The 12226-nt window shown below is 55.1% G+C and carries 14 protein-coding genes and 2 tRNA genes; 12 read left to right on the forward strand and 4 right to left on the reverse strand.

From position 1 onward, the window contains the following. The first annotated feature begins 53 nt into the window (after positions 1-53). The 3 genes from AACZ64_RS02430 to AACZ64_RS02440 are packed head-to-tail and all read left to right on the forward strand — an operon-like array spanning position 54 to position 1749. A complete protein-coding gene (locus tag AACZ64_RS02430) occupies positions 54-866 on the forward strand; it encodes a methyltransferase (protein ID WP_293613782.1) in 813 nt (270 codons plus the stop codon). Then, the gene (locus AACZ64_RS02435; RefSeq protein ID WP_293613783.1) at positions 863-1099 is read left to right on the forward strand and encodes a YheU family protein; all 237 of its coding nucleotides are present in this window, start codon (positions 863-865) and stop codon (positions 1097-1099) included. The genes AACZ64_RS02430 and AACZ64_RS02435 overlap by 4 nt, the downstream gene beginning before the upstream one ends. Further along, positions 1096-1749, forward strand: coding sequence for an alpha/beta family hydrolase (locus tag AACZ64_RS02440; protein ID WP_293613784.1), 654 nt, complete (start codon positions 1096-1098; stop codon positions 1747-1749). Before AACZ64_RS02435 ends, AACZ64_RS02440 begins: the two co-directional genes overlap by 4 nt. Positions 1750-2037: 288 nt before the next feature. Here AACZ64_RS02440 and AACZ64_RS02445 read toward each other — a convergent pair whose 3' ends face one another. Beyond that, positions 2038-2733 (reverse strand): hypothetical protein, encoded by a 696-nt coding sequence (locus AACZ64_RS02445; RefSeq protein WP_272993196.1) that lies wholly within the window; start codon positions 2731-2733, stop codon positions 2038-2040. Positions 2734-2879: 146 nt separating this feature from the next. Between AACZ64_RS02445 and AACZ64_RS02450 the strand changes: the two genes are divergently transcribed. From AACZ64_RS02450 to AACZ64_RS02465, 4 genes are read left to right on the forward strand one after another with little or no spacing between them, the layout of a single operon-like run. After that, entirely contained in the window at positions 2880-3347 is a 468-nt protein-coding gene (locus AACZ64_RS02450; protein ID WP_036860779.1) for a gamma-glutamylcyclotransferase family protein, read from the forward strand. Further along, positions 3337-3900: an elongation factor P hydroxylase gene (locus tag AACZ64_RS02455; RefSeq protein ID WP_293613785.1), complete on the forward strand. Its 564-nt coding sequence runs from the start codon at positions 3337-3339 to the stop codon at positions 3898-3900. The genes AACZ64_RS02450 and AACZ64_RS02455 overlap by 11 nt, the downstream gene beginning before the upstream one ends. After that, positions 3900-4841, forward strand: coding sequence for a 5'-3' exonuclease H3TH domain-containing protein (locus AACZ64_RS02460; protein WP_293613786.1), 942 nt, complete (start codon positions 3900-3902; stop codon positions 4839-4841). Before AACZ64_RS02455 ends, AACZ64_RS02460 begins: the two co-directional genes overlap by 1 nt. Further along, the gene (locus AACZ64_RS02465; protein WP_293613787.1) at positions 4838-5935 is read left to right on the forward strand and encodes a 4-phosphoerythronate dehydrogenase; all 1098 of its coding nucleotides are present in this window, start codon (positions 4838-4840) and stop codon (positions 5933-5935) included. The genes AACZ64_RS02460 and AACZ64_RS02465 overlap by 4 nt, the downstream gene beginning before the upstream one ends. Here AACZ64_RS02465 and AACZ64_RS02470 read toward each other — a convergent pair. Further along, positions 5922-6107, reverse strand: a complete 186-nt coding sequence (locus AACZ64_RS02470) for a PA1571 family protein (RefSeq protein WP_293613788.1) — start codon at positions 6105-6107, stop codon at positions 5922-5924. The two genes, AACZ64_RS02465 and AACZ64_RS02470, sit on opposite strands and share 14 nt — an antisense overlap. 99 nt (positions 6108-6206) lie before the next feature. On the opposite strand from AACZ64_RS02470, the gene AACZ64_RS02475 reads away from it, so the two are divergent. Beyond that, positions 6207-7328: an ATP-NAD kinase family protein gene (locus tag AACZ64_RS02475; protein WP_293613789.1), complete on the forward strand. Its 1122-nt coding sequence runs from the start codon at positions 6207-6209 to the stop codon at positions 7326-7328. On the opposite strand, the gene AACZ64_RS02480 is transcribed toward AACZ64_RS02475, so the two are convergent. Beyond that, on the reverse strand, positions 7325-8581 hold the full coding sequence (locus AACZ64_RS02480) for a pyridoxal phosphate-dependent aminotransferase (RefSeq protein ID WP_293613790.1): 1257 nt from the start codon (positions 8579-8581) through the stop codon (positions 7325-7327). The genes AACZ64_RS02475 and AACZ64_RS02480 overlap by 4 nt on opposite strands. Positions 8582-8670: 89 nt before the next feature. On the opposite strand from AACZ64_RS02480, the gene msrB reads away from it, so the two are divergent. The 4 genes from msrB (at position 8671) to AACZ64_RS02500 (ending at position 11416) form a co-directional block, all read left to right on the forward strand. Then, positions 8671-9066 (forward strand): peptide-methionine (R)-S-oxide reductase MsrB, encoded by a 396-nt coding sequence (msrB, locus tag AACZ64_RS02485; protein WP_293613791.1) that lies wholly within the window; start codon positions 8671-8673, stop codon positions 9064-9066. 131 nt (positions 9067-9197) lie between these two features. Next, positions 9198-9273, forward strand: a tRNA-Glu gene (locus AACZ64_RS02490). A gap of 23 nt (positions 9274-9296) precedes the next feature. After that, positions 9297-9372: transfer RNA gene (locus AACZ64_RS02495), tRNA-Gly, on the forward strand. A 229-nt stretch (positions 9373-9601) separates the two neighbouring features. After that, positions 9602-11416 carry an integrase arm-type DNA-binding domain-containing protein gene (locus AACZ64_RS02500; protein ID WP_293613792.1) on the forward strand — a complete coding sequence of 605 codons (1815 nt, stop codon included), beginning with the start codon at positions 9602-9604 and terminating at the stop codon, positions 11414-11416. Between the two features lie 53 nt (positions 11417-11469). On the opposite strand, the gene AACZ64_RS02505 is transcribed toward AACZ64_RS02500, so the two are convergent. Continuing rightward, positions 11470-12138, reverse strand: a complete 669-nt coding sequence (locus AACZ64_RS02505; protein ID WP_293613793.1) for a LysR family substrate-binding domain-containing protein — start codon at positions 12136-12138, stop codon at positions 11470-11472. Positions 12139-12226 lie beyond the last annotated feature (88 nt).

The following is a 12226-nucleotide window of genomic DNA, read 5'->3' on the forward strand; positions in this document are numbered from 1 at the left end:
GGACATTATCTGTTGGCCATTTTGGAGTCTTCAGAGACCCAGAGGAGATCGAGATGAAAATCATTAATCCGTTACTGTTGCTGGTGTTATGGCTGGGATGTGTCGATGCTATAGCCGATGCATCTCCTTTTACGGGAGCTCACCGAACCCCCGAATTTGTGGCACGCGACAGTTATCGTCATCCGGTGGAAACCCTGGCCTTTTTTCAGGTGGAACCGGGCATGACCGTGGTGGAAATTTCCCCCGGCGCTGGCTGGTATACCGAGATCCTCGCGCCACTGGTCCATCACGGGGACGCTGATCAAGGCCTGTTGTATGCGGCCCATTTTCCAGAAGACAGCGGTGTGCCCTATTACGAACGGTCGTTGGCGAGATTTACCGCGAAGCTGGCCGCTGATCCTACGGCGTATGGCGATGTGATCCTGTCGACATTCGATCCGGCGAATGGTGTGCTGACGGTGCCCGATGGAGTCGCCGACCGGGTGGTGACGTTCCGCAATGTACACAACTGGTTGCGTTCTGATAGTGAAGGAAAAGCGTTTGAACTGTTTTTCCGGGCGCTCAAACCCGGCGGGGTGCTCGGTGTTGTGGAGCATCGCACCAGCCGCACCATCGACCGGGCCGAAATGGTACGCAGCGGCTATATGCCCGAGGCCTACGTGATTGAACTGGCGGAAAAAGCCGGTTTTGTGCTGGCGGCCAAGTCCGAACTCAATGCCAATCCCAAAGATACGACCGATCATCCCGAGGGTGTCTGGACCCTGCCGCCCTCCCTGCGGTTACAGGAGAAGGATCGAGAGAAGTATCAGGCCATTGGCGAAAGCGACCGCATGACGCTGAAGTTTATCAAGCCGGCGGCTCCGTGATTCAGATTCCACCACATCGGTTATCCGACGAACTGCTCACCGCGCTGCTGGAGGACTTTATCGCCCGTGAGGGCACGGACTACGGCTTCGAGGAGTTGACTTTGCAGGCCAAACGGCAGCGGCTCAGACGGCAGGTAGATCGCGGTGATGTGGTAATTACCTTCGATCCGGTGACAGAAAGTTGTAATTTGCTGTCGCGGCAACAGTTTCGTCAGCTGGCAGATTCACCGTGACAGAGATTCCCCTGAGCTATCTGATAGACCGGCCAGCGGAGCAAACACGGCCAGTTGGTTCATTGATCCTGGCCCACGGTGCCGGTGCACCGATGGACAGTGATTTTATGGCGGCCATCACCCGACAGTTGACGGTCGCGGGTGTGACTGTTGTGCGCTTTGAGTTTCCCTATATGCGACAACGTCGTCTCACCGGGAAAAAGCGGCCGCCAGACCGCCAGCCCGTATTGCTGGATTGTTGGCGCGAAGTCTACGCCCACTGCTGTCACCGCGAGGATCTTCCCGCCCCGATACTTATCGGTGGTAAATCGATGGGTGGTCGTATGGCGAGTATGGTTGCCGACGAGCTGGGCGCAGCAGGGCTGTGTTGCCTCGGCTATCCTTTTCATCCGCCCGGTAAACCAGAGCGGATGCGGGTTGATCACTTGCAAATCATGACGACGCCGGCCCTGGTCTATCAGGGCACCCGTGATCCCTTTGGCAAGCCCGATGAGTTGGCCTCAATCCCGTTGAGCCCTGCCGTAACAATCCACTGGCTGGAGGATGGCAATCACGATCTGAAACCCCGCAAGGCCTCGGGCTTTGATCAGACTGAACACCTGGCTGCCGTCGCCAACTCCGTGTCGGCCTTTGCTCGCAATTGCCCATAGGCTCACATTGAGAGGCAGCCTCGGTACATAGTCCTGAGCTGCATTGATGAGTTATTGAGACAAGGCTGTTTGGCAAGGAGAATTGGGAAGGAGGCTGGGGCGGCAACAGCGTGCCTGACAACAGAAAACGGGGTGAGCAGGACAACCGACCCGAGTCACACAGGATTATCGGGTCTGTTTCATTGAGCCGCCCGGTGCCATCATCGGGACAGCTTTGATGTTACCCCACGGGCTGTCAGCGGCGCTTTAATTTTACAGGCCGGGTTTCCCCAGTCCCTGCCGCTTTACTCAGGACTCCACCAGCATGGAGATCGCTGCCAGTGCTTCCGGATCCTGCGCCTTGATCTTGTTGGCGATATGGTGCTGGAAGAAATAGCAGAAAGTCTCTTCGCCTTTGGCTGAGTAGAGGCACGCATCGCCGGGCAGCACTGGTGTGCTGATGATTTTTTCATCATCGATCAGCATGCCCTGCACGGTGCCGTCGTACAGCAGTCGCCAGCTGACGACTTCCTTCAGCGTAATACTTTTGAACCCGTCGCTCGACAGTACCGCATGGGTGCCAATGGTGTCCGGCAGTTCCTGGACGACATCGCTGTCTGTCTCGCAATCGACCTCATAGTATTCTGCAGCTGTTTCCACCTCCAATACCTTGTGGATGGGCGCTTCAAAGAAGACTTCATCGATGCCCGGGTCGTAGTAGCCCTCCCAGTGACCATTCAGCGGATCCTGTATCTCGGTACATGGCATGATGTCATCGAGCCAGGGCACCAGACCCACCACCTCACCATCGGCACGCAATGCCCAGCACAGTACTTTGACACTGAACAGCTTGTTGGGGTGAGTCTCGTTGGAATAGATCATTTCCAGACCATCGAGTTCGGGAGCGAGACGGATAATGCGGCGGTTTAACCGGGAGGAGTAGGGCTTCCCTGTGAAGAGATCGACCACGTTGTCCGTGTTGTGGTCAGGTGTTGAGGTAGTCATAATACAGCCTCCTCAAATGGCGGTTCGAACAGGCCCTGAGGAACTGCGTCCTGAATCGGGGCCTGTAGGTGCGTACGGCTAAAACGCATCCACGCAAAATAAGGTACTACCGATCATTTCAAAGCACAATACCTTGGGTATATTTTGTGAGCTACTATTTTGCCTATGGCTCAAATATGAATTCACAGCGCATGGCTGCGCGTGAGATGCGAGTTGTCGGCCAGTGCGCTGGCTGGCTGGATGGTTATGGCCTACGGTTCAATAAACGCTCCGGCCACGATGCCCGGCTGGCTTGCGCCAATATCGTTTTTGCCCGGAATGAGCGGGTGGAAGGGGTTCTTTACCAGCTGGAAAGTTCTGTAGAAATTGCCAGGTTGGACCCCTTTGAGGGCACGCCATTCAGGTACAGTCGCGAACGTTTTCCGGTACAGACAGAATGCGGTGTCGTGCCCGCCTGGACCTATATAGCCAATCCCGCCGTGATTGATCACGCCATTCGCCCGGCACGCTGGTATATCGAACATTTACTGGCGGGCCGTGATTACCTTTCCCCTGACTACTGGGAGAAAATCAACAACACAGTTTGCTGTGAGGGTGTGACGATTGTCTGGTGATACGGTTATTTTTGACCCCCGGACGTGTCAGTTGATGGGCGTTTTCAACGATCTGTTTGCCGACTCCTGCAATACCCTGTTGAGCGGAGGCGGTGAGGAACCGGTCTATCTGCCTGCCGAGGGGGTAGATGACTGTCACCAGTTGATTTTCCGGCAGGATTATTTTTCCAGTGCCCTTCATGAAATTGCCCATTGGTGTATTGCCGGTGAGCAGCGTCGTCAACGGGTGGATTTTGGTTACTGGTATCGGCCCGATGGCCGCAGTGTCAATGAGCAAAGTGCTTTTGAGCAGGTGGAGATCAAACCCCAGGCACTGGAATGGATATTTTCCGTGGCGGCAGGGCAACGGTTTCAGATTAGTGCCGATAATCTGTCCGCGGATGTCGGTGCCAGTGACGCGTTCGCTGCGGCAGTAGCCGACCAGGCTCAGAGCTGGTGTGTTGGCTGTTTGCCGATGCGGGCAGCGCTGTTCGCCGCATCGCTGTCGGAGATGTTTGGTGGTCGGGACTACCTGGATCCCTGCCACTACCGTGTCGGTTCGCTGGGATCCTGATGGTGACACGAAAACCCCCACTGTATTTGGTAGATGCCTCCATCTATATTTTTCGCCATTATTTTACGCTGCCGCAGCGGTGGTATTCCGGGGAAGGCTATCCCACGCAGGCCGTGTACGGTTATCTCGGTTTTCTGCTGGATATGCTCGAGCAGGTTCAGCCGCAGTTTATGGCAGTGGCTTTTGACGAGAGCCTGGGCCAATGTTTCCGGAATACGATTTACCCGGACTACAAGGCCAATCGCGAGCTGCCCGACGACGCACTCGCCTTTCAGTTACGGGCCTGTGCTGAGGTGACAGCTATCCTGGGCATTTTGACCCTGGCCAGCGATTCCCATGAAGCGGATGATATTATTGGCACCCTGGCTGAAAGGGGGCGTGACGACGGCCACCCGATCGCGGTGATCAGTGGCGATAAAGACCTTGCCCAGTTATTGCTGGACGACGATGCGTTACTCTGGGACTTTGACCGTACGCCTGCCAGGGATCGATTTGCCATCAAAAGAGAACTCGGGGTCTGGCCGGAGCAGTTGGCAGATTATCTGGCACTGGTGGGTGACAGAGTCGATAACATACCCGGCTTACCGGGCGTGGGTGTAAAAACGGCGATTGAATTGTTAGCGCATTGCGCGTCGCTGGATGGGTTGCTTGCGGCTGGATCTGAAATCGCCAATCTGCCCGTGCGCGGTGCGAAGCAGCTACCTGAAAAAATTGCCGCCCACCGGCAGCAACTGCTAATGGCCCAATCCCTGACCCGGATAGCCCTGGACGCACCCGTTGGGGAACCCGCTTTGCAACGTGCCCCGATCGCATTGGATAAACTGGATGATTTCTGTCAGCGAATGGGGCTGGGCACTACACTGAAAAATCGTGCCGTAAAACTTGCGCACGCCAGAGGCCAGACGCAGCGCATCGTGAAGGAGGCATCACACACCCGATGAAAATTGTTGCCGATGACAATATGCCATTGGTGAGGGAATTGTTCTCGCCCTATGGCGAGGTGGTGACCTGTCCCGGCCGTGAGCTGACGGCAGCACGTTTAGTGGATGCGGATGTGTTACTGGTCCGCTCGGTCACTCCGGTCAATGCGGCGCTGCTCGAGGGCAGTCCGATACAATTTGTCGGTTCTGCCACGATAGGTGTCGACCATGTGGATATGGATTATCTGACGTCCAGAAACATTCGATTTGCCAGTGCGCCAGGTTGCAACGCCAATGCCGTGGTTCAGTACGTGCTCTCGGCACTGTGTCGTCTGCGACCCGGCTGGCTCGGGGAAACGGTGGGCATTGTCGGCTGCGGTAATGTGGGCGGCAGGCTCTATCGTACCCTGCGGGCGCTGGGCGTCGATTGCCGCTGCTACGACCCGTTTCTCGATAACGCAGCTATCGGGGGCCTGACAACCTTTGAGCGGGTGCTCGAAGCCGATATTCTCTGCCTGCATACCCCGCTGACTATCGGTGGGCCCTATCCGACCCACCACATGCTGAACGAAGCGGCGCTAATGAATTTTGCGCCCGGCGGGCTATTGCTCAACGCCGGGCGCGGGCCGGTGGTGGATAATGCGACGCTGTTGCGTTTGAATCGTGGTGAACAGTGGCAGGTTGTGCTGGATGTGTGGGAGTCTGAGCCAGAGATATCATTGCCCCTGCTTGAACAGGTTACCATTGGCACGCCGCATATCGCCGGGTATAGCGTGGACGGCAAAATCAATGGTACCCGCATGGTGTGCGAGGCATTTTGTCAGTGGTTGGGGCAACCCTCGCCGGAAAAACCCGGGCGTGATGAGGCTGTCCAGTGGCTCCGTGCCACGTCTCTGGCGGAGTCGGTACTGGCTGTTTACGATATAGCAGATGACGACCGTCGTATGCGTCAGGCGCTGCTGTCAGCCCGTGACCCCGCAGCAGTGGGTTTTGGGTTTGACCAATTGCGGAAAACCTATCCCGCACGTCGTGAATTCCAGCATTTTGGCGTCAGAGTGGATAGCGACGAGTCTTTGGCCCGACAGTTGGCTGCCTTGGGATTTATTGTTGTATAGAAGAGGGTTTTTTGGCTGAGTGGTTTTCTGCCTTTTGGTCCAGATCACTGAATGCATCCTGGACCATATCCTCGGTAATCGGGATTTCCCTGCCATTATCATCAATCAGGGCTGCACCGTGAAAATCAGGTGATTTGACGTGTTTATCGGGCTTGATTTTCGGCTGCTCCATGTTTGCTCACTGGTGATGGTCGACAGGCAAAACATACCATGATTACCCTGTAAGGCAAGCCCCGGGGTTAAATTTGCAGAGGCACATTCAGGAGCTACCATGTTCACACTCGGCTTGATCGTCAATCCGCTGGCAGGTATCGGTGGTCCCGCGGCGCTGAAAGGTAGCGACGGTGAGGCTGCTGCCGAAGCGTTGCGGGACGGGGCCGGGTTGCGTGCGCCAGAGCGGGCTGTCAGAGCACTGGAGGTTATCTTCAATGCGCTCGGAGGCGACGCCGTATCGGTGCTGACCTGTCCCGGTCTGATGGGGGAGTCGGTGGCCAGACAATGTGGTTTTGTCCCCGAACTGGTCTGTGAAACGGATCCCCTGAATACCCGGCCGGAGGACACCGAGCAGGCGGCCAGAGTGCTGGAGAACAAAGGCGTGGATTTGCTGCTGTTTGTTGGCGGCGATGGCACGGCACGCAATATTTGCAATGCGGTTTCTCCAAATCAGCCGGTCCTGGGTGTACCAGCAGGGGTCAAGATGCACTCCGGTGTGTATGCCATTACACCGGAAGCGGCGGGCGAAGTGGTTTGTCGGCTGATTCGTGCCGACCTCGTGGATATTCGCCGGCAGGAAGTACGCGATATCGACGAGGAGGCGTTCCGCCGGGGCCGGGTCATGTCCCGTTACTACGGGGAGTTGCTGGTGCCGGAAGAAGGACGTTTTGTGCAACAGGTCAAGGATGGCGGCCGGGAAGTGGAAGCGCTGGTGGTTGATGAAATAGCCGATACCCTGATGGAGGAAATGGAGGATGACACACTCTATCTGGTCGGCCCCGGCTCGACCACAGCGGGGCTAATGGCGGCAATGGGGCTCGATAACACATTGCTTGGTGTGGATCTGGTCAGGAATGGACAGTTGCTGGCCGGGGACGTTTCAGCCGGACAAATTGAACAGGCGCTGGGGGAATTCAACGGTCCGGTGAGTATTATCATTACGCCAATTGGGGGCCAGGGTATACTGCTGGGTCGCGGCAATCAGCAACTGACACCGGCCATTATCAGACGTGCTGGCCGGGAAAACCTGATAGTCGTGGCGACCAAAACCAAAATCACCGAACTCGCGGGCAGGCCGCTGATGGTGGACAGTAACGACCCACAACTGGACCGGGAGCTGGCGGGTTACGTCCCGGTACTGACCGGTTATCGGGACAGGATTCTCTATCCGATCGGTTAAGGGGCCACCTGAGCCAGTTTTACCTTTGTCACCGGATGATTGAGACGGTATTTTTCCAGGAAGCGGGCCAGCCGCTCAATGGCTTCCTCCAGATCGTCTTCCCTCGGCAAAAATACGATGCGGAAATGGTCGGGATCCGGCCAGTTGAAAGCGGTGCCTTGCACCAGCAGAATCCGTTCTTCCAGTAATAAATCCAGTACCAATTGCTCGTCGTCTTCAATCGGATAAATTTCCCGGTCCAGTTTGGGGAACAGGTACATCGCCGCTTTGGGTTTGACGCAACTGACACCGGGTATCTGGGTCAACAGGGACCAGGCTTTTTCGCGTTGCTGGTAGAGACGGCCCTCCGGGGCCACCAGATCATTGATGCTCTGATAGCCGCCCAGCGCGGTCTGGATGGCATACATGGCCGGCACGTTGGCGCACAGCCGCATGGATGCCAGCATTTCAATGCCCTGTATATAACTGCGGGCGCGGTGTTTGGCGCCGCTCACCACCAGCCAGCCGGAGCGGAAGCCTGCCAGACGATAGGCTTTTGACAATCCGTTGAAGGTGATGCACAACACATCAGTGGCCAGACTGCCGAGTGGTACATGTACTGCATCATCGTAGAGAATGCGGTCATAGATTTCATCGGCATAAATAATCAGGTCATGCTGCCGTGCCAGTTCGACAATTTTTTGCAGAATTGCCTCGGAGTAAACTGCCCCGGTGGGGTTGTTGGGATTGATTACCACGATGCCCCGGGTATTCGGTGTGATCTTCCGCGCGATATCCTCGATGTCCGGTTGCCATTCGTTGGCTTCATCGCAGAGATAGTGAACCGCCTTGCCCCCGGCCAGATTGACGGCAGCTGTCCACAGGGGGTAATCCGGCACCGGCACCAGAATCTCATCACCGTTGTTGAGCAGTGCCTGCATGGCCATGACAATCAGCTCGCTGACGCCGTTGCCCAGGAAAATATCGTCGATGTCGACATTCGGGATGCCGATCAACTGGCAGCGTTGCATGACGGCCTTGCGGGCACTGTAGATGCCTTTGGAGTGGCAGTAGCCCTGGGCCTTGGCCAAGTTGTGAATGACATCGTGAATGATCTCGTCGGGCGCTTCAAAACCGAACGGGGCGGGGTTGCCGATATTCAGCTTCAGGATGCGCAAGCCCTCTTCCTCAAGCCGGTTGGCGTGGTCGAGCACCGGGCCGCGAATGTCATAGCAGACGTTATTCAGCTTGTTTGATTTCTGGATGTGTTGCATAAAGTCTTGTTTCTGGTTGTCCAATTCGGGTAAAAACTGATTGTATATCAAAACCCTGCCATAAATAAGAAAACTCTGAGGTGCTGAGGATGGCAAACACAAGACAATTTGATGATGAACAATGGCGCGAACAGCTCACCCCTGATGAATTCAGAATCTGTCGTCAGAAGGGCACTGAGCCTCCCTTTAGTGGCGCCTATTGCGATGAGAAGACCCCCGGAATCTATCACTGTAAATGCTGCCATCAGCCGCTGTTTGATGCTGCGGCCAAGTATGACTCAGGTTCCGGCTGGCCGAGCTTCTATCAGGCTATAGAGGACAATGCTATTGATGAATGTTTCGATACCAGCCATGGTATGCGCCGCACCGAGATCACTTGTGCGCACTGTGGCGCCCATCTGGGCCACCTGTTTGATGACGGTCCTGAACCAACCGGACTGCGATATTGTGTGAATTCGGTCTCCCTGCAACTGGAGCCGTTCTGACATTCTGATCACGGGTTGCCACCGGGCCGCTGTCGTGGGTTTCCGAGCTGCCGGAGAGAAAAACAGAATGCAGGGTTGACAGCGCACATGCCGCTTCTTAGAATGCGCGCCTCTCTTGATGAGAACCTTGTGTCCCGTTCGTCTAGAGGCCTAGGACACCGCCCTTTCACGGCGGTAACAGGGGTTCGACTCCCCTACGGGACGCCACTTTTATCCTGATGGGATAAAATGCGGGAATAGCTCAGTTGGTAGAGCGCAACCTTGCCAAGGTTGAGGTCGCCGGTTCGAACCCGGTTTCCCGCTCCAATTTATGATCTACAAAGTTCTACTGAAGTCTGTAAGTCATTGAAAAAAGGAGCGAAAGCTCCTTTTTTTGTTCCAGCAAGATCCACTGAAATCTGTCGGCAGCCAAGACTTTTAAGTCCTTTTTTAAGTCCATTTCAATACGGGCTCGGCGGGTTCCGGATTAACGCTGGAGGAGTGAGACCGATATGACAAGCATCTAGTCCTGACTCTAAAGTTCAGGAGCTGGAGCATGGCACTATCAGACACCGCCGTTCGGAATGCCAAGGTCACTGGCAAGGCCTACACACTCCCCGATATCGATGGACTTTCTCTTGCGGTTTCCCCGATTGGAGGCAAGTCTTGGCACTTCCGCTATTATTGGGTCGGTAAACAAAGACGGATGTCGCTGGGTCCCTATCCGGAGGTGAGTTTGCGTGAGGCACGCCGACTCCGTGATGATGCCCGCGCCCTCTTGGTCAAGGGCACCAATCCCCACATCCATCGAAAACAGAAGCGCCGGGCGGTCCGTCTGGCGGACGAAAACACTTTCCAGGCAGTGTTCGAAAAATGGGTCGAACACCGCAAGCTGGTGTTGAAGGAGGGGCGTCAAAGTACACTGTCCCAGATTCAGCGTATCTTCAACAAGGATGTGTTACCGATACTCGGCAAACGTCCCATCTATGAAATCCAGCGACCAGACCTCTTGGAAGTCGTCGCCAGGATTGAGAAGCGTGGGGCGCTCAGTATTGCGGAAAAAGTGCGCGTCTGGTTTCGGCAGATGTTTCGCTATGCCCTGATTATTGTCCCTGATCTGCAGCAGAATCCCGCGTTTGATTTGGATGTGGTTGCATTGCCGCAACCACCGGCTCGTCATAATCCATTTCTGCGCATGGCAGAGCTTCCCGCAATGCTGCAAATGTTGCGCAACTATCAAGGGCGATTACAGACTCAGTTGGGGCTGCGTCTCTTGTTGTTGACTGGGGTGCGTACTGGCGAGCTGCGTTTGGCAACGCCTGATCAATTTGACTTGGAGCGAGGACTCTGGATCATTCCACCCACTGTCGTTAAGCAACTGCAGCTAAAGCTGCGCAATGAAAACCGGCGTTCCGACACCATCCCACCTTATATCGTTCCTTTGTCTGTGCAGGCCCTTGAGATAATTCGTTTCATGCTCGAGCGAATGAAGCCTGCGCAGCACTATCTGTTTACCCACGCGAGCAATCTGAAAAAACGGATCAGCGAAAATACCCTAAATGGTGCGCTCAAGCGTATGGGGTATAAAGATCAACTGACCGGACACGGTATTCGCGCGACCCTATCCACAGCGCTCAATGAAATTGGCTACCCCAAGCCGTGGATTGAGGCGCAGTTATCCCACTCTGATCCTAATAAGGTGAGCGCCGCCTATAATCATGCCGAATACATTGAGCAACGGCGCCACATGATGCAAGACTGGGCTGACCGCCTGGACCTGTTTGAGCAGAATCTGGTTGATGCTGCCAGCCGAGTCCTGACTGTTCACCTGGAGGGTGTTCCAGAGCTTGATGAGACGGAGATCGAGGCTAAGGAAAAAGTTGAACCGGTGATATCCGCTCCCACGCTAACAGTGATGCTGCAAGAGACCGAAAATGCGCCGGTGATCCCCGAGTCTGGACAACGTCTGTCCGCAGTGAAGGGGCCACGCCCTGTGATGTCCGACTCTCAGCGCCGGCGTCAGGAGATGCTCAATATCTTCAACTCATCACAGGTTGTAACCGCAGCGGACTACGCAAAAATGGTGGGCAAATCCCGACGCTGGATCAGTTATGAAATCCAAAGGCGCAGGGTGTTGGCGCTCAAAATTGGCAACCTTGGACATCGTATTCCCGGCTGGCACTTTGAGCCATTGAAGCACAAGCTGATTCAGGCGGTACTCAAGCAGTGTGGAGAGGTGGACCCATGGCAGATTCACGGTGTGCTATCTGAACCCCGCGAGGATCTAGACGGGCGTCCTCCTATCGAAGCGGTGACGGAGCATGGATTTCATGAAGTGGCGCTCGAGGTATGTCTGGCTCTAAAAGGATAGACCCCGTGACTCTTGGACGTGACAACGAGCCACGCTGTGACTTGTCGGATGCGTTAGCTGTCAAAGCCTAGTCGCCCATGGGTGACCCACGGTATTGATAGGGCTCTTTCAATAAAACGTCCATCTCTACCTCCAGGGTCCAGATTGGAGCGATGGATCAGATAGGTGGTTGTTGTTGGAGACGGGTTGGCTAAAGGGCGCCCGACGATTCCCCACGATTGATATCGTGCCACAATTGGCGCGGGTGCGATGGTAACGCCATAATTTGCCGAAACCAGGGCCATCATGACATCGACGGTTAGGGCGGTCTGTAAGGCATTGGGCTGCTGGTTGCCCAGCGATCTGAGAATTGTATCCAGCTCCAGAAACGAGGCTTTTCTGAAAACGGCGTCCCAATGGATGATAGTGAAGTCCATTAAATGGGCTGGCGTGACAATGGATTCTCGCCCCAATGAAGAGTGGATTGATGCGGCGACTATCCAAGCCTCCCTCCATAGTGGAACGGCTTTCCATCGATCATTGACAATCGCGGATCGGGATATCCCGATATCGTATTGTCCGCGGCTAAATTTCTGGGATATTGATGATGTGCTCGACTCGTGAACCTGGATTTTGACGTTTGGCTCTTCGGCTCTTTGTCGCGCGAGCAGAGTTGCCAATTGAGGATGGGTTAGCGTGTCGCATAGAACGATGTGCAGGCTGCTTGAATTCTCAGTGTCCATATCTGCCGAACCACAGTTGCAAAATTTTCCGCTTATCTTATCAATAATGAGTTAAATTTAACGTGGTTTAAGCAAAGTCCATAATGGA

This window comes from uncultured Porticoccus sp. (assembly GCF_963975625.1).
Classification (GTDB): Bacteria; Pseudomonadota; Gammaproteobacteria; order Pseudomonadales; family Porticoccaceae; genus Porticoccus.

Bases quoted from the DNA above. Each gene is read 5' to 3' on its own strand.
- msrB (WP_293613791.1), top strand. From the start codon at position 8,671: ATGGCAAACACAAGACAATTTGATGATGAACAATGGCGCGAACAGCTC.
- AACZ64_RS02475 (WP_293613789.1), top strand. From the start codon at position 6,207: ATGTTCACACTCGGCTTGATCGTCAATCCGCTGGCAGGTATCGGTGGT.
- AACZ64_RS02430 (WP_293613782.1), top strand. From the start codon at position 54: ATGAAAATCATTAATCCGTTACTGTTGCTGGTGTTATGGCTGGGATGT.
- AACZ64_RS02460 (WP_293613786.1), top strand. From the start codon at position 3,900: ATGGTGACACGAAAACCCCCACTGTATTTGGTAGATGCCTCCATCTAT.
- AACZ64_RS02465 (WP_293613787.1), top strand. From the start codon at position 4,838: ATGAAAATTGTTGCCGATGACAATATGCCATTGGTGAGGGAATTGTTC.
- AACZ64_RS02500 (WP_293613792.1), top strand. From the start codon at position 9,602: ATGGCACTATCAGACACCGCCGTTCGGAATGCCAAGGTCACTGGCAAG.
- AACZ64_RS02445 (WP_272993196.1), bottom strand. From the start codon at position 2,733: ATGACTACCTCAACACCTGACCACAACACGGACAACGTGGTCGATCTC.
- AACZ64_RS02470 (WP_293613788.1), bottom strand. From the start codon at position 6,107: ATGGAGCAGCCGAAAATCAAGCCCGATAAACACGTCAAATCACCTGAT.
- AACZ64_RS02480 (WP_293613790.1), bottom strand. From the start codon at position 8,581: ATGCAACACATCCAGAAATCAAACAAGCTGAATAACGTCTGCTATGAC.
- AACZ64_RS02505 (WP_293613793.1), bottom strand. From the start codon at position 12,138: ATGGACACTGAGAATTCAAGCAGCCTGCACATCGTTCTATGCGACACG.